This window comes from Micromonospora sp. NPDC049089 (assembly GCF_040648775.1).
GTDB lineage: Bacteria > Actinomycetota > Actinomycetes > Mycobacteriales > Micromonosporaceae > Micromonospora.
Map to the genome: position 1 here is coordinate 1 of NZ_JBEZEH010000117.1, position 22586 is coordinate 22586.

At 70.9% G+C, this 22586-nt stretch carries 17 protein-coding genes and 1 pseudogene; 12 read left to right on the forward strand and 6 right to left on the reverse strand.

Going from position 1 to position 22586, the window contains the following annotated elements; genetic code table 11:
- A pseudogene (locus tag AB0B48_RS20175) lies at positions 1-267 on the forward strand (hypothetical protein); the annotation flags it as partial.
- 187 nt (positions 268-454) lie between these two features.
- On the opposite strand, the gene AB0B48_RS20180 reads toward AB0B48_RS20175, so the two are convergent.
- Genes AB0B48_RS20180 through purS form a run of 4 tightly spaced genes read right to left on the reverse strand, consistent with a single transcriptional unit; the run spans position 455 to position 4874 of the window.
- Entirely contained in the window at positions 455-1210 is a 756-nt protein-coding gene (locus AB0B48_RS20180) for a 2-phosphosulfolactate phosphatase (protein ID WP_112586203.1), read from the reverse strand.
- Between the two features lie 4 nt (positions 1211-1214).
- Positions 1215-3884, reverse strand: a complete 2670-nt coding sequence (gene purL, locus AB0B48_RS20185) for a phosphoribosylformylglycinamidine synthase subunit PurL (RefSeq protein ID WP_357203688.1) — start codon at positions 3882-3884, stop codon at positions 1215-1217.
- 46 nt (positions 3885-3930) lie between these two features.
- On the reverse strand, positions 3931-4614 hold the full coding sequence (gene purQ, locus AB0B48_RS20190) for a phosphoribosylformylglycinamidine synthase subunit PurQ (protein ID WP_357203691.1): 684 nt from the start codon (positions 4612-4614) through the stop codon (positions 3931-3933).
- Positions 4611-4874 (reverse strand): phosphoribosylformylglycinamidine synthase subunit PurS, encoded by a 264-nt coding sequence (gene purS, locus AB0B48_RS20195; protein WP_350854676.1) that lies wholly within the window; start codon positions 4872-4874, stop codon positions 4611-4613. Before purS ends, purQ begins: the two co-directional genes overlap by 4 nt.
- A 357-nt stretch (positions 4875-5231) precedes the next feature.
- On the opposite strand from purS, the gene AB0B48_RS20200 reads away from it, so the two are divergent.
- Complete coding sequence (locus tag AB0B48_RS20200; protein WP_355004709.1) at positions 5232-5915, forward strand: trypsin-like serine protease; 684 nt, start codon at positions 5232-5234, stop codon at positions 5913-5915.
- A gap of 24 nt (positions 5916-5939) precedes the next feature.
- Positions 5940-6503, forward strand: a complete 564-nt coding sequence (locus AB0B48_RS20205; protein WP_357203695.1) for a YbjQ family protein — start codon at positions 5940-5942, stop codon at positions 6501-6503.
- A gap of 137 nt (positions 6504-6640) precedes the next feature.
- On the opposite strand, the gene purB is transcribed toward AB0B48_RS20205, so the two are convergent.
- The gene (purB, locus tag AB0B48_RS20210; RefSeq protein ID WP_357203698.1) at positions 6641-8065 is read right to left on the reverse strand and encodes an adenylosuccinate lyase; all 1425 of its coding nucleotides are present in this window, start codon (positions 8063-8065) and stop codon (positions 6641-6643) included.
- Between the two features lie 68 nt (positions 8066-8133).
- Between purB and AB0B48_RS20215 the strand changes: the two genes are divergently transcribed.
- The 3 genes from AB0B48_RS20215 to AB0B48_RS20225 all read left to right on the forward strand — a co-directional run bounded on the left by AB0B48_RS20215 (position 8134) and on the right by AB0B48_RS20225 (position 15660).
- Positions 8134-10563 (forward strand): PKD domain-containing protein, encoded by a 2430-nt coding sequence (locus AB0B48_RS20215; protein WP_357203701.1) that lies wholly within the window; start codon positions 8134-8136, stop codon positions 10561-10563.
- Positions 10564-10829: 266 nt separating this feature from the next.
- A complete protein-coding gene (locus AB0B48_RS20220) occupies positions 10830-13157 on the forward strand; it encodes a PKD domain-containing protein (RefSeq protein WP_357203704.1) in 2328 nt (775 codons plus the stop codon).
- 178 nt (positions 13158-13335) lie between these two features.
- Entirely contained in the window at positions 13336-15660 is a 2325-nt protein-coding gene (locus tag AB0B48_RS20225) for a right-handed parallel beta-helix repeat-containing protein (RefSeq protein ID WP_357203707.1), read from the forward strand.
- Positions 15661-15727: 67 nt separating this feature from the next.
- On the opposite strand, the gene AB0B48_RS20230 is transcribed toward AB0B48_RS20225, so the two are convergent.
- A complete protein-coding gene (locus AB0B48_RS20230; RefSeq protein ID WP_357203710.1) occupies positions 15728-17020 on the reverse strand; it encodes an acetyl-CoA C-acetyltransferase in 1293 nt (430 codons plus the stop codon).
- A gap of 55 nt (positions 17021-17075) precedes the next feature.
- On the opposite strand from AB0B48_RS20230, the gene AB0B48_RS20235 reads away from it, so the two are divergent.
- From AB0B48_RS20235 to AB0B48_RS20260, 6 genes are all read left to right on the forward strand, one after another.
- Positions 17076-18431: a 3-oxoacyl-ACP reductase gene (locus AB0B48_RS20235; RefSeq protein WP_357203713.1), complete on the forward strand. Its 1356-nt coding sequence runs from the start codon at positions 17076-17078 to the stop codon at positions 18429-18431.
- Complete coding sequence (locus AB0B48_RS20240) at positions 18431-19297, forward strand: MaoC/PaaZ C-terminal domain-containing protein (RefSeq protein ID WP_357203716.1); 867 nt, start codon at positions 18431-18433, stop codon at positions 19295-19297. The genes AB0B48_RS20235 and AB0B48_RS20240 overlap by 1 nt, the downstream gene beginning before the upstream one ends.
- Before the next feature lie 107 nt (positions 19298-19404).
- Positions 19405-20157: an NUDIX domain-containing protein gene (locus AB0B48_RS20245; protein ID WP_357203718.1), complete on the forward strand. Its 753-nt coding sequence runs from the start codon at positions 19405-19407 to the stop codon at positions 20155-20157.
- A complete protein-coding gene (locus AB0B48_RS20250; RefSeq protein WP_357203720.1) occupies positions 20154-21122 on the forward strand; it encodes a serine/threonine protein kinase in 969 nt (322 codons plus the stop codon). Before AB0B48_RS20245 ends, AB0B48_RS20250 begins: the two co-directional genes overlap by 4 nt.
- Before the next feature lie 9 nt (positions 21123-21131).
- On the forward strand, positions 21132-22091 hold the full coding sequence (locus AB0B48_RS20255) for a hypothetical protein (RefSeq protein WP_357203722.1): 960 nt from the start codon (positions 21132-21134) through the stop codon (positions 22089-22091).
- Positions 22088-22586 (forward strand): adenylosuccinate synthetase (locus tag AB0B48_RS20260; protein ID WP_357203724.1); only part of this gene is annotated, 499 nt, incomplete at its 3' end. The genes AB0B48_RS20255 and AB0B48_RS20260, both read left to right, overlap by 4 nt.

The window sequence follows — 22586 nt, forward strand, 5'->3', positions numbered from 1 at the left end:
GACCAGGGCGGCAACTACGGTCAGGAGCCTCCGCAGCAGCGCGGCGGCTACGACGACCGGGGCTACGACCAGGCCGGCTACGGCCAGCCCGCCGGCGGCTACGACCAGGGCGGCAACTACGGTCAGGAGCCTCCGCAGCAGCGCGGCGGCTACGACGACCGGGGCTACGACCAGGCCGGCTACGGCCAGCCCGCCGGGCGGAACCGACCGGACACCCCGCCGCCGACCGAGCGCGGCGGTCGCCGCCTCGACTGGTTGGACGACTGACCCCACCACAGCACATGAAAACGGCCACCCGGAAATCCGGGTGGCCGTTTTCGCTGCAAGACCCACTCGCTATCAGTGAAGTCGGGCCATCCCGAAGACCTGGACACCGCGACTTCCGAAAAGCCGAGTTGATCACAGGGAGCGCCCAGCGCGGGTCAGGCGTGGGGCAGGCGCGGGCAGTCCGCGGTCAGGCGGCGGAGAAGACGCCCTGGTGGAGCACCGGCACGACGTCCGACACGCCGATCCGGACGGCGACGTCCACGTCCGCGGCGAAGCCGCTCTCGGTCAACTCCCGTCCGGAGACGCTGCCGCGCACCGCGGCGGGCAGGTCCGGGGTGCTCGCCAGCGCGGCGAGCGCCATGGCCGCCTCCACCGAGAGCCCACCGGGCACACCGGAGAGGGCGTCCAGCACCGAGGCGGCGCCGAGTTGGTCCTCCACCGACGGTCGCAGCGACCCGTCCGGCCACCGTTCCCCCGAGGCGATCACGCCGATCGGGGCGTCCAGCGTGCCGTACCCCTGGCGGCGCAGCCAGTGCCCGACGGCGCGCGCGTTGCGCAGGCACGCCGCGACCACCGGCAGGCCGGTGGCGCTGGCGGCGGCGCTGATGGCCGAGCCGTTCGGGGAGGGCAGCACGAGGTCCGCCACCACCGGTGCGCTGCTCAGCGCGGCGGGCGAGAGCGACCATGGATGTTCCGCGGTCGTCTGCCGCCGCCCGACCGCAGCGGTCGCACCGACCCGGACGGCGTACTCGGCCGCCTGCTCACCCCAGGGGAACGGGTGCACCCGCATCCCCCGGGCGACCGCCACCTCCACGGCGGTGGTGAACGAGAGAACGTCCACCACCACCAGCGCCGCACAGACCCGGCCGAGTTCGGCCGCCCCGGTCAGCCCCCAGTCGAACCGGGCACCCGATCCGGGCTGGCCGTAGACGGCGGCCGTCAACGCCTCAGCGCTCGTCAGGCGACGGCTCGGTGACACCGGAGTCAGGCTCGGACACCTCGCCCGGCTGCTCTGACCCGATCGGCTCGACCGCGCCGGTCTCCGGAGACGGACCCGAGGATGCGATCGGCTCGGAGACCACCTCGGCCGCGTCGACCGGCTCGGCCGGCTCGCCCGGCAACGGGACGGCCTCGACCGCACCCGCCACGCCGGCAGCCGGCGCGGGCACCTCGACGGACGCCGAACCCCCGAAGAGGCGCGGCAACGTCTCGGTGTGCGCGGTACGCAGCTCGTCCAGGCCGATCCGGAACTGGCCGTGCACCTCGAGCGCCCCACCGGACGGGTCGGTGACGCCGATCAGCTCGAACGGCACGCCCCGCTCGGCGCAGAGCGCCGCGAACGCCTTGTCGTGGCCGCGCGGCACCGAGACCAGCGCCCGCGTGGCGGACTCGCTGAACAGGTAGACGAACGGCATCGAGCCCTCGGCGAACTGCTCCGGCACCGCGACCCGGGCACCGACGCCGCGACGCAGGCAGGACTCGACCAGGCTCTGGGCCAGGCCCCCGTCGGAGAGGTCGTGTGCCGAGCTGAGGTGACCGACGCGGGCCGCCTCGGCCAGCAGCTCGGCCAGCGCCTTCTCGCGGAGAAGGTCGACCTGCGGCGGAATACCACCGAGGTGCTCGTGCGTCACCCAGGCCCACTCCGAGCCGGACAGCTCCACGTTCGTCTCGCCGAGCAGGTAGAGCTGGTCGTGGTCGCCAGCGGCGCGCGGCGCGAAGCCCATCGGCACCCGGTCGGCGACGTTGTCCAGCACGCCCAGCACGCCGACAACCGGGGTCGGGTGGATGGCCGCCGCGCCGGTCTGGTTGTAGAAGCTGACGTTGCCGCCGGTCACCGGGATGCCCAGCTCCAGGCAGCCGTCCGCCAGGCCGCGTACGGCTTCGGCGAACTGCCACATCACGCCCGGGTCCTCCGGGGAGCCGAAGTTGAGGCAGTTGGTCACGGCGATCGGCTTCGCGCCGGTCACCGCGACGTTCCGGTACGCCTCGGCCAGGGCCAGCTTGGTGCCGTTGTACGGGTCGAGTCGGGTGTACCGGCCGTTGCCGTCGACCGACAGCGCCACACCGAGGCCGGTCCGCTCGTCGATCCGGATCACGCCGCCGTCCTCCGGCTGGGCGAGCACCGTGTTGCCCAGCACGTAGCGGTCGTACTGCTCGGTGACCCAGGTCTTGTCGGCCAGGTTCGGCGACGCGATCATGCGCAGCACGGTCTCCCGCAGCGCGTCCGGGTCGGCCGGGCGGGGCAGCGTCTCGGCCCGGTCGGCCTGGAGCAGGATCAGGTCGGCCGGCTCGCGCATCGGGCGGGCGTAGACCGGGCCGTCGTCCACCAGCGAACCCGGCGGCACGTCGACGACCAGGTGGTCCTGCCAGGTGATCAGCAGGCGACCCGGGCGGCCGTCCGGCTCCGGTGCGGTGACCTCACCGATCGCGGTGGCGAGAACGCCCCACTTCTCACAGGTCTTGAGCACCGCGTCGAGCTTGTCCGGCTCGACGACCAGCAGCATCCGCTCCTGCGACTCGCTGGCCAGGATCTCGTGCGGGTCCATCGAGGGCTCGCGCAGCGGCACCCGCTCCAACCAGACCCGCATGCCGGTGCCGGCAGCGGCGGCGGTCTCGGTGAGCGCGCAGGTCAGGCCGGCGCCGCCGAGGTCCTGGATGCCGACGACAAGTTGGCCGTCGTACAGCTCGAGGCACGCCTCGATCAGCAGCTTCTCGGTGAACGGGTCGCCGACCTGCACGGCGGGTCGGCGCGCCTCGCTGCCCTCGTCGAAGGTGGCGCTGGCCAGCACCGACACGCCGCCGATGCCGTCACGGCCGGTCTTGGCGCCCATCAGGACGACAACGTTGCCCGGCCCGGCGGCGGCTTTGTTCTGCAACCGGTTGACCGGCAGCACGCCCAGGCAGAGCGCGTTGAGCAGTGGGTTGCCCTGGTAGGAGGGGTCGAAGACCAGCTCACCACCGATGTTGGGCAGGCCCAGGCAGTTGCCGTAGCCGCCCACTCCGGCGACCACGCCGGTGAGCACCCGGGCGGTGTCCGGGTGGTCCGCGGCACCGAAGCGCAGCGGGTCCATCACCGCGACCGGGCGGGCGCCCATGGCGAGGATGTCCCGGACGATGCCGCCGACGCCGGTCGCCGCGCCCTGGTACGGCTCGACGAAGCTCGGGTGGTTGTGCGACTCGACCTTGAAGGTCACCGCCAGCTCGTCGGAGATCTGCACGACACCGGCGTTCTCACCGATGCCGGCGAGCAGCCGGTCGCTGTGCGGGGCCTTCTCGCCGAACTGGCGCAGGTGCACCTTGCTCGACTTGTAGGAGCAGTGCTCGCTCCACATGATCGAATACATCGCCAGCTCGGACTGCGTGGGCCGACGGCCGAGGATCTGCCGGATCCGGTCGTACTCGTCGTCGCGCAGACCAAGCTCGGTGTACGGCTGAAGCTCGCCCGGGGTGCCACCGGCGCGCGGCACGGTGTCCACGCCCTCGGCCCAGACGGCGGCGGCCGGCTGGGCGGGAGCGGTCGCCGGTGCGGCCGGCTGCGCGGGGCTCGGCTCGGACGGCTGCGCCGGGGCGGAGTACGCCTCCGGCGTGTCCCGTACCGGATCCGGATGGGTGGTCATGACCTCTCCTCGCTGCGCTCGTGCCCGCCGAAGCCGCTCCTCGTACTCATGCCGGCGCCCCGACCAGGTGCTTGAGGACCGACGTGAAGAAGCCGAGGCCGTCCAGCGAAGGGCCGGTGAGCGCCTCCACCGCGTGCTCGGGGTGCGGCATGATGCCGACCACGTTGCCGGCGGCGTTGGTGATCGCGGCGATGTCGCGCTGAGACCCGTTGGGGTTGCCGCCGACGTAGCGGGCGACCACCCGACCTTCGGCTTCGAGCTGGTCCAGCGTCGCGGTGTCCGCGACGTAGCAGCCCTCGCCGTTCTTGACCGGGATGAGCACCTCCTGGCCGGGCTGGAACGCGTTGGTCCACGCCGTCCCGGCCGACTCGATGCGCAGGACCTGGTCCCGGTTGCGGAAGTGCAGGTGCTGGTTGCGGGTGAGCGCGCCGGGCAGCAGGTGCGCCTCGCAGAGGATCTGGAAGCCGTTGCAGATGCCGAGCACCGGCAGGCCACTCCGAGCGGCGTCCACGATCGTCTCCATCACCGGGGCGAACCGGGCGATGGCGCCGCACCGCAGGTAGTCACCGTAGGAGAAACCTCCGGGCAGGACGACCGCGTCGACACCGTGCAGCTCCGGATCGCCGTGCCAGAGTCGGACCGGCTCAGCGCCGGCGATCCGGACGGCCCGGGCCGCGTCCCCGTCGTCGAGCGAGCCGGGGAAGGTGACCACACCGACCCGGGCGGTCACGAGCGGGCGTCCGCGGTCTCGTCGGCCTCGACCACGCGGACGGTGAAGTCCTCGATGACCGGGTTGGCGAGCAGCTTGTCGGCAATCTCCCGGGCGCGGTCCAGGTCCGGTTCACCGGTGAACTCGATCTCGATGCGCCTGCCGATCCGAACCGAGGCGACGTCACCGACGCCGAGCCGGGGCAGCGCGTTTGCGACGGCCTGGCCCTGCGGATCAAGGATCTCGGGCTTGAGCATGACGTCGACGACGACGCGAGGCACTGGGCACTCCTGACTGTGTACGCAGTTGGGTGCCGACCCACAAATGGGCGAGCGCAGCCAGCGTACCTGGCAGATATCGCCGCGGACGCACCGGCCGGGTGCGGTTCAGGCAGTGATCGACATTACTGACGCTCAGGGTGACACGTCAGGCGCTACAGGTGGCCCTAGCAGGACATATACGGCGCGGCGGGTGGCCGAATCGTTACATTGGGCAACCTCGATGGTCTCCTTGATAACGCTCGCGTCGCGCCCTACTCTACATCGACGTAGGTCGATCTGCCGGCGCCGGGAACCCCGCCGTCCGGCGCCGCCCGCGCCCGGCGACCCCGGGCCCGCCCCGTCCAAGGAGTCCACCCGATGCGCATCCGCCCCCTGCTCGCCGTACTCAGCACCGCGCTGGTCGGCGCCCTCGGCGTCACGTCCGCCGCGTCCGCCGCCCCCGCCGGCCCGCAACCCATCATCGGCGGCGGCACCGTCTCGTCCGCCCCCTGGGCAGCCGCGGTGCTCAGCAACGGCTCGTTCACCTGCTCCGGCAGCGTCATCGCCGCGCAGTGGGTGCTCACCGCCCGGCACTGCATCAGCGGCACCATGTCGGTGCGCGTCGGAAGCGTGAACCGCACCTCCGGCGGGGTCACCCGCACGGTCAGCGCCACCTACACCCGCAACGACCTCGCGCTCATGCGGCTCTCCAGCACCGTCAGCACCTCCGCGGTCAGCCTGGCCAGCAGCAACCCGCCGATCAACTCGACGAACTCGATCTACGGCTGGGGCATGACCTGCTACAGCGGCTGCTCGGCGTCCACCCAGCTCAAGACCGCCACCGTCCGGGTGACCAGCAACGGCGCCACCGACGCGTACGGCGGCCAGGCGATCCGCAGCACCCGGATCAACGGCAACGCCTGGCGCGGTGACTCCGGCGGCCCGCAGTTCTACAACGGTCAGCAGGTCGGCGTCGCCTCCACCGCCGACGGGTCGAGCATCCAGAACTACGGCAGCGTCGCGTACAACCGGGCCTGGATCACCTCGGTGGCCGGTGTCTGACGGTTAGCGCCCCGCTCGGCGCGGATGGTCGGCCACGTGCCGGCCGTCCGCGCCGCGTCGTTTTGCAGCATCCGATCAGGTGAACAATGCACCCGATCGGGTCGGGCCACTCCTGACAGCATCGGAACCGTGCTGGTCGTGACGACAGAGCAACTGCCCGGCTACGAGATCCGCCAGATTCTCGGTGAGGTGGTGTCATCGATGGCCAGGACGCGCAACCCGTACCGCGAGGGTGTGAAGAACCTGCGCGGTGGCGCGTACGACCCGATGGCCCCGGACAACCTGACCCGGTGGCGCACCGACTCGGTGACCCGCCTCGGCGAGGAGGCCCTCCGGATCGGCGCGAACGCGGTGATCGGCATGCGGTTCGACAGCCGGGACTGCGGCGAGATGTGGATGGAGATCTGCGCGTACGGGACGGCGGTGGTCGCCGTACCCAAGATGCCCGAGGTCATGCCGGCCGACCAGCCGGCGGTCGCGGCGGAGACCGCCACCGACCCGGCCTTCGCCGAATCTCTCGGCGGCATCGCCGAACCCGCCAGCGCCCCCAACCTCCGCACCGCAGCAGAAACCCCAACCGGCGAGTAACCCACCCACCCACCGGGCCCACCCCTCTGCCCCTGTTGATCAAGAGGTTTCGGTCATCAGGGAGATCGAAAATGACGCAAACCTCTTGATCACCCGAAGGGGCGGGGCGGGGTGGGTCAGGTGGGGCGGGGTGGGAGCTAGAGGATGGGGGGTGGGCTGTAGGTGGCGGCGTCCGGGTGGGCGGTCACCACAGCGGTGATGCGGCTCGTCACCGCTGCCACCTGGGCCTGGGCGGCGCCGACGAAGGCGTTGCGGTCGGCGACCAGGGTGTCGATGTCAGCGCGGGACAGGCCGAGTCGGCCGTCCGCTGCCAGGCGGTCGAAGAGGTCGTTCTCCGGTGAGCCCTTCTCGCGCATCGCCAGGGCCACCGCCACCGCGTGCTCCTTGATCACCTCGTGGGCGACCTCCCGGCCGACGCCTCGCCGGACCGCCGCGACCAGGATCTTCGTGGTGGCCAGGAACGGCAGGAACCGCTCCAGCTCCCGGTTGATCACTGCCGGGTACGAGCCGAACTCGTCGAGCACTGTGAGGAACGTCTGAAACAGCCCGTCGGCGGCGAAGAACGCGTCCGGCAGCGCCACCCGGCGGACCACCGAGCAGGACACGTCCCCCTCGTTCCACTGGTCACCGGCCAGCTCGCCGACCATCGACAGGTAACCCCGGATGATCACGGCGAAGCCGTTCACCCGCTCCGAGGAACGGGTGTTCATCTTGTGCGGCATCGCGCTGGAACCGACCTGACCCGGCTTGAAGCCCTCGGTCGCCAGCTCCTGGCCGACCATCAACCGAATCGTGGTGGCCAGCGAGGACGGCGCGGCGGCCGTCTGGGCCAGCGCGGCCAGCACGTCGAAGTCGAGCGAGCGCGGATAGACCTGCCCGACGCTGTCCAGTACCCGGGAGAAGCCCAGGTGCTCGGCGACCCGCCGCTCCAACTCGGCCACCTTGTCGGCGTCACCTTCGAAGAGGTCGAGCTGGTCGGCGGCCGTGCCGACCGGTCCCTTGATCCCCCGCAGCGGGTAGCGGGCGATCAGATCCTCCAGCCGCTCGTACGCGATCAGCAGCTCCTCGGCCGCCGACGCGAAGCGCTTGCCCAACGTGGTGGCCTGCGCCGCCACGTTGTGCGACCGGCCGGTCATGACCAGCTCGGAGTGCTCGTGGGCCAGCCAGGCCAACCGGGCCAGGGTGGCCACCACCCGGTCGCGGATCAGCTCCAGCGAGGCGCGCACCTGGAGCTGCTCGACGTTCTCGGTGAGGTCGCGGGAGGTCATCCCCTTGTGCACGTGCTCGTGCCCGGCGAGCGCGCTGAACTCCTCGATCCGGGCCTTCACGTCGTGCCGGGTGACCCGCTCCCGCTCGGCGATCGAGGCGAGGTCGACCTGGTCGAGCACCCGCTCGTACGCCTCGACAACGCCGTCCGGCACCGGCACTCCCAGGTCGCGCTGAGCGCGGAGAACGGCGAGCCAGAGCCGCCGCTCCATCCGGACCTTCTCCTCCGGGGACCAGAGGGCGACCAGTTCGGGCGAGGCGTACCGGTTGGCAAGCACGTTGGGGATCGTCGTCACGTGCCTCATTCTCTCCTACCCGGCGGCCCGTGCGGCCGGCAGGCCAGGGCGGGTGCCGGTGGGGCCGAGTGGCCGTTTTGTCGCCCGGGGCGGTACAGCTACCAGCCGGTATCGGATCATGGTCTCCATCTGATCTCCGGCAGAGCCGAATCCCACCTTCACGACAGAGGGCATGCATGCGTAGAAGATCCCTTGCCGGCCTCACCGCGATCGCGGTAACCGGCGGCACCCTTCTGGCCACCGGCGCACCCGCCCAGGCAGACGACCCTGTGATGCTTCTGCACGTCAGGCAGGCCGACGCGAACTGCTCCGACCAGGGGCCTGGCTCCGACGACACGCCGTTCTGCACGATCGGTGCCGCAGCCGCCGTGGTGACCGCCCCCGGGGAGGTCTGGATCGACGGCGGCACCTACGCCGAGCGCGTCACCATCACCAGCTCTGGCACCCCGGAATCGGGAATCGCTTTCGTCGCCAAGACCCCTCGCACCCCGGTGACGCTCGTCGGTCCGAACGCGGGGCTGGTCGTCGACGGCCAGCACGACATCTATATCGAGGGAATCAATGTCAGTGGGTCTGCCGACGTGCCCGCCCTCGATCTGCGAAACGCCTCGAACGTAGTGGTCGCGGGCGGCAGATTCACCATGGCAAACGTCGCCACCGCGCCCGCCATCCGACTCGCCAATGCGACGTGGACATGGCTGGATGGCCTCATCGCCACCGGAGCGGCGCTCGCCGACGGATTGACGATGGATGCCTCCACCAGCGACGTGCGCGTTAGCAACACGCTGGTGTCGACCGCCCCGAACCACGTCGCCGCCGATAGCGGCGTGGGCATTCGAGTCGACGGGCCGCGCAGCACGATCATCGACGGCGATGTTGCCGGCTTCTCCGGAGCTGCCATCTCGGTGGGCCCTGCCGCCGCCGGGACGGTGATCGCCAACAACCGGATCAAGGGCGGGATCGGGTACGGCATCCACAACCGCGGAGCCGTGGGCACTGCCATCGCCAACAACGAGATCCAGGACCGCTGCCTGGGCGGCATCCAGGTTGACGGTGCATCGTCGCAGGTCTCGGTGCAGAACAACGTGCTCCGCAACAACGCCGCCTTCAACCAGGGCTACTGCGACCCGCAGGCGCCCGAGGGCGCTGAGATCGCGGTCCACGACGCCGCGGTGAGCGGCACCGTGATCGATTACAACAACACCTGGCACCAGTCCGCGACCGCGACCGGCTACTCGTGGAACGGAACCAGGATGGGTCTCACCCAGTTCCGCACCGTCTCCGGGCAGGCCGCACACGACCGGTACACCTCGGATGTCCGGGAGAACGTCGACTCGGCGAACTCGACGGCGCCCGGCTACCAGGAGCTCGACACCGAGGGCAAGCCACGCCGGGACGACCCGGCGGTGCCGAACACCGGCACCGGCCCGATTGCGTACGCCGACCGTGGCGCTGCCGAATCCATCAAACACCCGGTTTCGTCCTTCGACGCCACAGTGGACCTCGCCACGAGCACGGTCAGGGTGGACGCCTCCGCCTCGACGCCGGGCTTCGTCCCGATCCGTGATTACGAGTTCAGTTGGGGCGACGGAACCTCCTCTACCCGCCAGTCCAGTCCGATCGCCACGCACAAGTACGCCACGCCGGGCACCTACAACGTCACCGTCACCCCCCATGGGACCGACGGCCTGACCGGCAGCAGCGCCGAGCAGGTCAGCGTGCTGCGGCGGACCGCTTCCGTGGGACTGCTCGCGATGTCGAACCGTCGCTACGTGGGAACGTCCGCGTCGGTTCTCCTGCCGAACCAGGCCGGGTTGACCGCCGCCGCGCAGTACGACCTGGCGGACGCCGGCAACGGCCAGGTGGCCCTCGTCGCGCGGTCCAACGGCCGTTACGTCACGCAGTCGGCCAACGAGTCCCTGAACGCCGCGGGCCAGGTGGTTGGCACGTCGGAGAAGTTCACTGTCGTCCGCAACAGTGACGGCACCGTCAGCCTCAAGGCGAGCAACAACCTGTACGTCACCGCCGACGCCAGCGGCACCGTCTCGATGAGCGCCAGCCGGTCCACCATCAGCGCCTCGGAGAAGTTCGCCCAGGTGCCGGTCGCGGACGCGAACAGGTCGCTGAAGGCCAGCGTGAACGGCCGCTACGTGATAGCCGACGGTGCCGGTGTGAAGCCGCTGATCGCAAGCGCGGCGACCGTCGGCAGCTGGGAGCGGTTCGACATCGCCGACCTCGGTAGCGGCCAGATCGCCCTCTTCGCCCGCGCCAACAGCCGCTTCGTGTCCGCCGACGGCGCGGGCACCAAGCCGCTGATCGCCAACGGCCCGGCCGTCAGCACCTGGGAACGGTTCACGATGGTCCGCAACAGCGACGGCACGGTCACCTTCAAGGCCGGCATCAACAGCAAGTACGTCAGCGCCGACGGCGCGGGCAGCAAGCCACTGATCGCCAACGGCCCGGCCATCAGCACCTGGGAGAAGTTCACCCTCGGCTGAAAATCACCACCTCGACGCCCGCCAGGCCGCACGGTCTGGCGGGCGTCGTCGCGTACGCGTCAGCGCGGCTCGTCAGCGGGTGACGGAGGCGATCGGGCGGCCTTGCCAGCAACGGGCCACCCGATGAAGAGATCAGGAACTTCTTGTTGCATCTCACTGACGGGTGGCCGTTTTGTCACCCAGGTCAGCACCTCACTTGTCGATCATGCAAAATCGCCTTATCTGACTTCCGGCGTCGCCGGATCCTCCTCCTCTTCGAGGCGCGCATGCGTAAATCCTTCTTCGCCGGTCTCGCGACCGCCTTATTGATCAGCGGCACCCTGGTGGGCACCGCGCTGCCCGCCCAGGCGGCCGCTCCGACGACGCTCTACGTTCGGCAGAATGCCGCCACCGGCTGCTCGGACCAGTTCCCGGGCACGTTGGCGCAGCCGTTCTGCACCGTCGGAGCCGCAGCAGCGATCGTCACCGGCGGGCAGACCGTCGACGTCGGCGGCGGCACCTACCGGGAGCGCGTCACGATCGGCGCGTCCGGCACGCCGGAGCAGCCGGTAACGTTCGTCACCACCTCCAGTTCCGCGGCGACCCTGATCGGCGCGACGGCCGGCTTCGTGATCGACGGCCAGCACGATGTGGTGCTCCAGAACCTCCGCGTCGTCGGGTCGGGCGACGTGCCGGCCCTGGACGTGCGCAACTCCTCGGGCCTCACCATCCGGGGCGGCACCTACGCCCTGAACACTCCCGCGACGTCACCGGTGATCCGGTTCGCCGGCGTGACCAGCTCGAGCCTGTCGAAGATCACGGTCAGCGGGTTGACCGCCAGCGCCGGCATCACCATGGACTCCGCCAGCAGTGACGTGGCCATCCAGGACACGAGCGTGCAGGGCTATGCCAACTACATCCTTGCCGACAACACGGTCGGCGTCCGGATCGACGGGCAGCGCAACTCGTACATCGGTGGCAGCGTCGACGGCTTCAGCAACGCGGCGATCGCGCTCGGGCCCACCGCGGCCGGCACCGTGGTGGCCAACAACGTGATTTCCGGGGGCGCCGGCCACGGCGTGCACAACAACGGGGCCACCGGCACGGCCATCGCCAACAACACCATCAAGGACCGCTGCCGCGACGGCATCCGCGTCGACGGAGCCTCGTCCGGCGTCTCCGTACAGAACAACGTGCTTGCTCTGAACGGTTACTTCAATCTGGCTTACTGCGACAGCAAGGTGCTGGACGGGGTCGAGATCGGCGTCTACGGCGGTGCCGTCGGAAAGACGGTGGTCGACTACAACAACGCGCACCACTACTACAACGACTCCCCGGAGATCTACGCCTGGAACACCCGGATGTCGCTTGCCGCGTTCCGGGCCGCGTCCGGCCAGGCCGCACACGACCGCGAGACGGGGCAGGCCCGGGACAACATCGACTCGGCGAACTCGGCCGCCCCCGGTTACCCGACCCTCGCCCGCGGCGGCGCGCCGCGCGTCGACGATCCGGGCGTGCCGAACACCGGCGCCGGCCCGATAACGTACGCCGACCGTGGCACCGTGGAAGCCGTCCGGAGCCCGGAGGTGCGGTTCGACGTCGCCATGAACATCCAGGCGCGCTCGGTGACTATGGACGCGTCCGCCTCCCTCCCCGGCTTCAGTCCGATCGCGTCCTACCAGTTCTCGTTCGGCGACGGCAGCACCGTCACCCAGACGAACCCGATCGCCTCGCACACCTACGCGAACCCGGGCTCCTACCGGATCGCCGTCACGGTCACTGGCACCGACGGTCGGTCGGGGACTTACGGCAGGCAGATCAGCATGCTGCGGCCGACCGGGACCGTCGGTCTGCGCGCCCTGTCCAACCGCCGCTACGTCAGTTACGAGAAGAGCTACGGGCTTCGACCGAACCAGGCCGAACCAAGCACGATCGCGCAGTTCGACCTGGCGGACGCCGGCAACGGCAGGGTCGCCCTCTTCTCCCGGGCGGTCGGTCGCTACGTCGCCGTCGCTGAGTCCGACCTCGCCACATTGACAGCGGACAGCGTTCTGGTGGACGTACACGAGTCGTTCAAGCTGGTGCGCAACGCCGACGGCACCATCAGCCTCCAGGCCCCCATCACCAGCCAGTACGTGACCGCGGACGTCAACAGCGCCACTCCGCTGAGCGCCAGCCGGCCCTCCATCGGCACCTGGGAGAAGTTCCTCCTGGTCGTCGTACCGGATGCGAACCGGTCCCTGAAGGCGCAGGTCAACGGTCGCTTCGTCAGCGCCGACGGCGCGGGGGCCAAGCCGTTGATCGCGAGCGCGGCGACCGCCAGCACCTGGGAGCGGTTCGACGTGGTGGATCTCGGCAACGGGCAGGTCGGCCTTCTCGCCCGTGTCAACAACCACTTCGTGTCCGCCGACGGCGCTGGGGCCAAGCCGCTGATCGCGAACGCACCGACTGCCAGCACCTGGGAGCGGTTCACAATGGTCCGCAGCAGCGACGGCACTGTCAGCTTCAAGGCCGCCATCAACAACAAGTACGTGAGCGCGGACGGCGCGGGCAGCAAGCCACTGATCGCCAGCGGCCCGGTCGTCAGCTCCTGGGAGAGGTTCATCCTCGGCTGAGCCCTACCGCACTGTCGACGCCCGCCGGAACCCTCAAGTCCGGCGGGCGTCGCCTTGCACACACCGGCGGAGTGGCCGTTTTGTCACTGCGGTCAGCGCCTCAATCGGCCGGTGATGCATGATCACCTTTATCTGACTCCCGGCGACCGCCGGCTCCTCCTCATCCCCGAGGCAAAGCATGGGTAAATCCCTCCTTTCTGGTCTCGCGACCGTCGTGCTGACCGGTGGTGCCCTGGTGGGCACCATCCTGCCGGCCCAGGCGGACGCTCCGACGACGCTCTACGTCCGACAGAATCCCACCGCGAACTGCTCCGACCAGTACCCGGGGACCTTGGCGCAACCGTTCTGCACCATCGGCGCTGCGGCCGCAGTGGTCACGGCCGGCCAGACGGTGGACGTCGGCGGCGGCAACTACCGGGAACGCGTCACGATCCCCACGTCCGGCACGCCTGAGCAGCCAGTCACCTTCTTCGCCAGTGACGTGGCAACTCTGATCGGTGCGACCGCCGGCTTCGTGATCGACGGCCAGCACGATGTCGTACTCAAGAATCTGCGCGCCAACGGATCGACAAGCGCGCTGCCCGGCCTCGACCTGCGCAACTCCTCGCGGATCACCATCCAGGGCGGCAACTTCGCGATGGACACCTCCTCGACCGCGCCCGCGGTCCGGTTGGCCGGTGTCACAGGATCGACGCTGAAGCAGATCACCGCCAGCGGGCCGACCCTGAACGCCGGAATCATCATCGACGCCGCGAGCAGCGACGTGCTGGTCAAATCCGTGAACGTACTGAGCAGCGCCGGGTACCGGACACCCTCCGACGGCGTCGGCGTTCGGGTCGACGGGCCGAGAGTCAGCATCCTCGACAGCAAGGTCAGCGGTTTCACCGCAGCGGCAGTCGCCATCGGGGTGGGTGCGGTCGACACTGTGGTGGCCAACAACCAGATCGACGGTGGCCCCGGCCACGGCGTGCACAACAACGGTGGCACCGGCACGGCGATCACCAACAACACCATCAAGGACCGCTGCCGCGACGGCATCCGCGTCGACGGAGCCTCGTCCGGCGTCTCAGTGCAGAACAACGTGCTGATCACGAACGGCTTCTTCAACCAGGGCTACTGCGACCCGGCATACCTCGACGGTGTCGAGATCGGCGTCTACGGCGGTGCCGTCGGGAAGACGGTGGTCGACTACAACAACGCCCACCACTACAACAACGACTCCCCGGAGATCTACGCCTGGAACACCCGGATGAGCCTCGCCGCGTTCCGGGCCGCGTCCGGCCAGGCCGCGCACGACCGCGAGACGGGACAGGCCAAGGACAACATCGACTCGGCGAACTCGGCCGCCCCCGGTTACCCGACCCTCGACCGTGCCGGCTGGCCGCGCATCGACGACCCGGCCATAGCGAACACCGGGGCCGGCCCGCTCACCTACGCCGACCGTGGTGCCGTGGAGGCCGTCCGCGCCCCGGTGGTGTCCTTCGACGTCGCCCTGAATCTCCAGGCGCAATCGGTGACTGTGGACGCGTCCGCCTCCACCCCCGGCCTCAGCCCGATCGCGTCCTACCAGTTCTCGTTCGGTGACGGCAGCACCGTCACCCAGACGAGCCCGACCGCCTCGCACACCTACACGAAGCCGGACCTCTACGTCGTCAACGTCATCGTCACCGGCACCGACGGGCGGTCGGCGGCTCACAGCAGGCTGATGAGCGTCCTGCGGCCGACCGGGACGGTGGGTCTGCGCGCCCTGTCCAACGGCCGCTACGTGAGCTACGAGAAAAGCCACGGGCTTCGACCGAACGAGGCCGAACCGAACACCATCGCGCAGTTCGACCTGGCGGACGCCGGCAACGGCAAGGTCGCCCTCTTCTCCCGGGCGGCCGGGCGCTACGTCGCCGTCTCCCAGTTCGACCTCGCCACGTTGACAGCGGACAGCCTGGTCGTGAACGTACGCGAGGCGTTCACGCTGGTGCGCAACAGCGACGGCACCATCAGCCTCCAGACCCCCACCACCAACCAGTACGTGACCGCCGATTTAAGCGGAGCCCTTCCGTTGAGTGCCAGCCGGTCCACCATCGGCACCTGGGAGAAGTTTCTCCTGGTCGTCGTACCGGACGCGAACCGGTCCTTGAAGGCGAAGGTCAACGGCCGCTTCGTCAGCGCTGACGGCGCGGGAACCAAGCCGTTGATCGCCTCCGCTCCCACGGCCAGCCTCTGGGAGCGGTTCGACGTGGTCGATCTCGGCAACGGGCAGGTCGGCCTCCTCGCCCGCGTCAACAACCATTACGTGTCCGCCGACGGCGCAGGCACCAAGCCGCTGATCGCGAACGGCCCGACCGCAAGCACCTGGGAACGATTCATCATCGTCCGCAACAGCGACGGCACCGTCAGCTTCAAGGCCACCATCAACAACAAGTACGTCAGCGCCGACGGCGCAGGGTCCAAGCCGCTGATCGCCAACGGCCCCTCCATCAGCACCTGGGAGAAGTTCACCCTCGGCTGAGCCCCACCGCACGATCGACGCCCGCCGGGACCCTCGGGTCCGGCGGGCGTCGCCGTGCACGCGCCGTTCAGCGCTCCAGGATGGCGGTCACGCCCTGACCACCGGCGGCGCAGATGGAGATCAGCCCACGCCCGCTGCCCCGCTCGGCCAGGAGCTTCGCCAGGGTCGCCACGATGCGCCCGCCGGTGGCGGCGAACGGATGCCCGGCGGCCAGCGACGAACCGTTGACGTTGAGCCGGTCGGTGTCGACAGCGCCGAGCGGCGCGTCCAGGCCGAGCCGGTCCTTGGCGAACTCCGGCGACTCCCAGGCGGCGAGGGTGGCCAGCACCTGCGACGCGAACGCCTCGTGGATCTCGTAGTAGTCGAAGTCCTGCAACGTCAGCCCGGCACGGGCCAGCATCCGGGGCACCGCGTACGCGGGTGCCATCAGCAACCCCTCGTCGCCGTGCACGAAGTCCACCGCCGCCGTCTCCGACCAACTGAACCAGGCCAGCACGGGCAGGTGGTGCGCCGCCGCCCACTCCTCGCTGGCCAGCAGCACAGTGGACGCGCCGTCGGTGAGGGGTGACGAGTTGCCGGCCGTCATGGTGGCGTGCTCGGCGTCCGGGCCACGGGTGCCGAAGACCGGCTTCAGCGAGGCGAGCTTCTCCAAGCTGCTGTCCGGGCGAAGGTTCGCATCCCGGGTGAGCCCCAGGTACGGCGTCATCAGGTCGTCGAAGAAGCCCCTGTCGTACGCGGCGGCAAGGCGCTGGTGTGAGCGCAGCGCCAACTCGTCCTGGGAGCGCCGGTCGATCTGCCAGCGCACTGCGGTCCGGGCGGCGTGGTCGCCCATGGACAGCCCGGTACGCGGCTCGGCGTTGCGCGGGATCTCCGGCTTGAACGGCTGGGACGGGCGCAGCTTTGCCGCGATCTTGAGCCGTTCGCCCAGCGTACGGGCCGAGTTGAGCTTGAGCAGCGTGCGGCGCATCTCCTCGTTGACGGCGAGCGGGGCGTCGGAGGTGGTGTCGACACCGCCGGCGATGCCCACGTCGAGCTGACCGAGGGCGATCTTGTTGGCGACCAGGATGGTCGCCTCCAGGCCGGTGCCGCAGGCCTGCTGGATGTCGTACGCCGGGGTGTGGGGGTCGAGGCGGGAGCCGAGGACCACCTCACGGGTGAGGTTGAAGTCGCGGGAGTGCTTGAGCACCGCCCCGGTGACCACCTCGCCGATGCGCTGCCCGGCCAGCCCGTAGCGGGCGATCAGGCCGTCGAGCGCCGCGCCGAGCAGGTCCGCGTTCGACGCGTCCGCGTAGCGGGAATTGGAGCGGGCGAAGGGGATGCGGTTGCCCCCGATGACCGCGACCCGCCGAATGCTCTGCACGATCCGCCTCCTCGACATATGTTGCTCGAACCCTACTCGCCAGTAGGCTACGCCCATGACCGACAGGTACGCGAGCTTTGTCCAATCGGCCGCCGGCCGCGCGCTGGTCAAGCGCCTCGGGCTGCCCGACCCGCCCCGACTGCGCCGGCACCACCCCGGCGACCCGCTGCTGCCCGGCCCGGCCCTGCTCGGCGCGGCCACCGGCGGCCGGCTCGCCGAGCCGGTTGCCAAGATGCTCACCAGCGCCGGGGTCGAGCTGGCCGACCCGGCCGCCGGCACCTCGCAGCGGCACGGAGCTCTGCTCTTCGACGCCACCGGGATCACCGACTCGACCGAGCTGCGTCAGCTCTACGACTTCTTCCACCCGCAGGCTCGGGCCGTGCTGCCCAGCGGCCGGGTGATCGTGCTGGGCACCCCGCCGCAGGAGTGCCCGACACCCCGCGAGGCGACCGCCCAGCGCGCCCTCGAAGGGCTGGTCCGCAGCATCGGCAAGGAGTTCGGCCGGGGCACCACCGCGCAACTCGTCCACGTCGCCCGCGACAGCGACGCCGCCGGCACGCGCACGAGCCTCGAATCGACTCTCCGGTTCCTGCTGTCCGGCCGGTCCGCGTACGTGTCGGGGCAGGTCATCCGGGTCGGCGGCGGCGCGGCGAGCGTCCCGGCCGACTGGGACCGCCCGCTGGACGGGCAGGTCGTGCTGGTCACCGGCGCCGCACGGGGCATCGGTGCCGCGCTGGCGAAGGTGCTCGCCCGCGACGGCGCGAAGGTGGTGGCCCTGGACATCCCGGCCGCCGGTGACGCGCTCGCCGCCGTGGCGAACGACATCGGCGGCACCGCCGTCCAACTCGACCTGACCGCGCCGGACGCGCCGACCCGACTCGCGGAGCACCTGGCCGGCCGGCACGGCCGGGTCGACGTGGTGGTGCACAACGCCGGCATCACCCGGGACAAGACGCTGGGCCGGATGGACGCCGACCGGTGGGACCAGGTGATCGACGTCAACCTCTCCAGCCAGGAACGGATCAACGACGTACTGCTGGAGCGGGAGCTGATCCCTACCGGTGGGCGGATTATCTCGGTCTCGTCGATCGCCGGGATCGCCGGCAACCGGGGGCAGACCAACTACGCCACCAGTAAGGCCGGCGTGATCGGGCTGGTCGACTCACTCGCGCCGGCCCTGCTGGAGCGCGGGATCAGCGTCAACGCGGTGGCCCCGGGCTTCATCGAGACCCGGCTGACCGCGCGCATCCCGCTGGTGGTCCGCGAGGCGGGACGGCGGATGAACAGCCTGGCCCAGGGCGGGTTGCCGGTGGACGTGGCCGAGACGATCGGCTGGCTGGCCTGGCCGGCCAGCGGCGCGGTCAGCGGAAACGTGGTCCGGGTCTGCGGCCAGAGCCTGCTGGGGGCGTGATGGGAGCGGGGCCGGAGTCGGGCGGCCGCAGCCTGGTCGAGCTGCCCCGGATGCCGGCGGTCGGGGCGCTGCACCGACGGGCGTTGCTCGGCGTGCTACCGGGCCTCGGGGGTGGACGGCGCGGGCCCGACCTGCCGGCTGTCGAGTTGACAGTGGGTGGGGTGAGCGTCGAGCGAGCGCAGCTCGCCGACTACGACCGGGTCTGCGGGTTCCGGCTCACCGATCGGCTGCCCGCGACGTTTCCGCACGTCATGGGCTTTCCGCTGGCCCTGCGCCTGATGACAGCGCCGGACTTCCCCCTCCCGCTGATCGGCCTGGTGCACGTCGGCAACCGGATCACCACGCACCGCCCGATCACCGCCGACGAGACCCTCGACTTCACCACGTACGCGGAGAACCTGCGCCCCCACGACCGGGGGCGGCAGGTGGACGTGGTGCTGGTCGGCTCGGTCGACGGGGAGGAGGTGTGGCGCGGCGTCTCGACGTACCTCGGTCGGGAGCGCGGGCCGGGCGGGCGCGAGCCCGGCGAGCGACCCGCCGCACCGACGGCCACCGCCCGCTGGCGTGTGGAACCGCGCGTCGGTACGGAGTACGCGCGGGTCTCCGGCGACCACAACCCGATCCACACCTCCCGACTCGGTGCGCGGCTGTTCGGCTTCCGCCGGCCGATCGTGCACGGCATGTGGAGCAAGGCGCGCTGCCTGGCCGCGCTGGAGGCCCGGCTGCCGGACGCGTACACCGTCGAGGTCGCCTTCAAGCTGCCCGTGCCACTGCCGAGCACTGTGAGCTTCGCGCTCCTGCCGGAGGGCGGGTTCGCCCTGCACGACTCGCGGGGCCGACCCCACCTGACGGGCTTCGTGCGCTGAGCGCACCGCACCGCACCGTGCGCTGATTTGCCTCTGCGCTTGGCAGGCGCGCACTTCTGCGCTAAGTTGTTCTCAGAGCGAGATGTTCTCAAAGTGAGAGAGACGTGATGAACGAGCAGGACTTCCTGGCCGCGTACGACCCCCGGGCCTATCCGTCGGTCGCCGTGACCGTCGACGTGGTGGCGCTGACCATCCGCGACGGCGCACTGCATCTGCTGCTGATCCGGCGCGGCGAGGCACCCTTCGCCGGGCACTGGGCGCTGCCCGGGGGCTTCGTCCGCCCCGACGAGGACCTGACCACTGGCGCCGGACGGGAACTGGCCGAGGAGACCGGGCTCGGCGGCGAGGAGCTGCTCCGCGTACACCTGGAGCAGTTGGGCAGCTACGGCGCTCCCGACCGCGACCCGCGCATGCGGGTCGTCTCGATCGCCCACCTCGCGTTCGCCCCCGACCTGCCGGACCCGGCCGCCGGCAGCGACGCCGACGAGGCGATCTGGCTGCCGGTGACCGCGTTGACCAGCCGGCAGCTCGCCTTCGACCACGGCCGGATCATCGACGACGCGTTGGAACGGGCCCGCTCCAAGTTGGAGTACACCCCGCTCGCCACCCGCTTCCTCGCCGCCGAGTTCACGATCAGCGAACTGCGCGCCGTCTACGAGACGGTCTGGGGGCACCCGCTGCACGCCGGCAACTTCCACCGCAAGGTGCTCTCCGTGCCGGGCTTCGTGGAGAGCACCGGCGCCAGCACTGAGCGCGGTGGTGCCCGGGGCGGCCCGCGCGCCCGCCTCTACCGGGCCGGCGACGCCCGCCTGCTGCACCCGGCGCTGCTGCGCCCCGCCCGCGAGGAGACGGTGCGGTGAGGGCCACCGAGGCAATTCACCTGGTCGCGGCCGCCCGCACCGACGCGGACCTGTTCGGCGCCGACCAGCCGGCCCGCCGCTACCGCGAGCTGGTCGCGGCCCTGCACCCCGACCGCCTGCCGACAGACCCCGGGGTACGCGCCGAAGCCACCGACGCGTTCATCCACGTCACCACCCGGTGGCGGGCCCGGCAGACCACAGTCCTCGGCGACTACCGGCTCGGCGCGCCGGCCCACTCGGGTGACCTCGCCGACCTCTACGACGTCGGCGACGACCGGCTGCTGAAGCTCCCCCGACGGCCCACCGACAACGACCTGATGGCCCGCGAGGCGCACGCCCTGCGCACCATCGCCGAGCGCGGCGACCCGCGCTACCTGCCGTACGTGCCCCGGCTGGTCGACGAGTTCCGGCACCGCGACGCCAGCACCGGCGCGGAACGGCGGATCAACGTGCTCGCCACCGCACCCGGCCTGCACGACCTCGACGAGGTGCGGCGCGCGTACCCCGACGGGCTGGACGCCCGGGACGTCGCCTGGATGTGGCGGCGACTGCTGGTCGTGCTCGGCCTGGCCCACCGCGCGGGCGTGGTGCACGGCGCGGTAGTGCCCCGACACGTGCTGATCGAGCCGGACGCCCACGGCGTGGTGCTGATCGACTGGTGCTTCTCCGCGGCTGTCGGCAGCACCATCCCGGCGCTGGTCCCCGGCCACGGCTGGGACCCGGAGGAAGTCCTCAACAAGCAGCCGTGCGGGCCGGGCACCGACATCGCGATGGCCAGCCACTGCATGAGCTGGCTGATGGGCCCGCGCGCGCCCCGCGAGCTGCACACCTTCGCGCAGGGCTGCCGGCAACGGTCCTTGGGCGCCCGGCCCGACGACGCCTGGCGCCTGCTGCGCGAACTCGACCAGGTGCTGGACCGGCTCTACGGGCCACGCACCTTCCGACCCTTCACCCTCACCCCCTAAGGAGCTGTCATGGGCAGTGGAATCTGGTCCACCGACGTGTACGACGCAGCCGACCGCTACCGCCGGTCGACCGGCAGGAGCGCCTTCTCCTACAGCGACAGTGGGGCGCGCACCGTGCACCCCGCGCTCGACCCCAGGGACGCGACCCGCGAGAGCCGCGACTCCGCCGAGCACCCCCGGTCGACCCCCGTCGCGGTGCTCTTCGACGTGACCGGCTCGATGCGCACGGTGCCGCGGGTCCTGCAGACCAAGCTGCCGCAACTGCTCGGGCTGCTGCAACGGCAGGGCTACGCCAGCGACCCGCAGATCATGTTCGGTGCCATCGGCGACGCCACCTGCGACCGGGTGCCGTTGCAGGTGGGCCAGTTCGAGTCGGACAACCGGATGGACGACGACCTCGGCCGGATCGTGCTGGAGGGCGGTGGCGGCGGACAGATGAGCGAGTCGTACGAGCTGGCCATGTACTTCATGGCCCGGCACACGGTCACCGACAACTGGGAGAAGCGCGGCCGGCGCGGCTACCTGTTCATCATCGGCGACGAGCTGGCGTACCAGCGGGTGAAGGCCCGGGAGGTGGCCGGCCTGATCGGGGACGACCTCTCCGAGGACGTGCCGCTGCGGCAGGTCGTCGACGAGGTGACCCGCCGCTGGGACACCTACTACCTGCTCCCCACCGGCAGCCACTACTCCGGCAACGCCACGGTGCTCGACTTCTGGCGGGACCTGCTCGGGCAGAACGCCGTCGTGCTCGACGACCTCGACGCGGTCTGCGAGACCATCGCGCTCACCATCGGCGTCGGCGAGCAGGCCATCGACCTGGACGAGGGCCTGCGTGACCTGGACCGCGCCGGCTCCAGCGCCACCGGGACCGTGTCGAAGGCGCTGGCCCGCCTCGGTCGGGGACGGCGGGCCGAGGTGTCGACGCTGCCGACGTTCACCGACACGGCCAGCGGGGTGACCCGGCTGTGAACCACGTGGCGGTGGTCGACCTCGGCTACGGCGACGCCGGCAAGGGCACCGTTGTGGACTGGCTCTGCGCCACCCGTCCCGTGCACACGGTGGTCCGCTTCAACGGGGGCGCGCAGGCGGCACACAACGTCGTGCTGCGCGACGGGCGGCACCACACGTTCGCGCAGTTCGGCGCCGGCACCTTCCATCCCGGTGTGCGTACGCACCTGTCCCGGCACGTGGTGGTGGACCCGCTGGCGATGGCCGCCGAGGCCGACCACCTCGCCACTGTCGGGGTGCCCGACGCGCTCGACCGGCTGACCGTCGACGGGGACGCGCTGCTCGCCACCCCGTACCACCGGGCCGCCAACCGGGCCCGCGAGATCGCCCGGGGAGCCGACCGGCACGGCTCCTGCGGGCTGGGGGGGGGGGGGGGCGGGGCGGGGGGGGGGGGCCCCCCCCCCCCCCCCCCCCCCGGGGGGGCCGGGCCCCCCCCCCCCCACCCGGGCCGCCCCG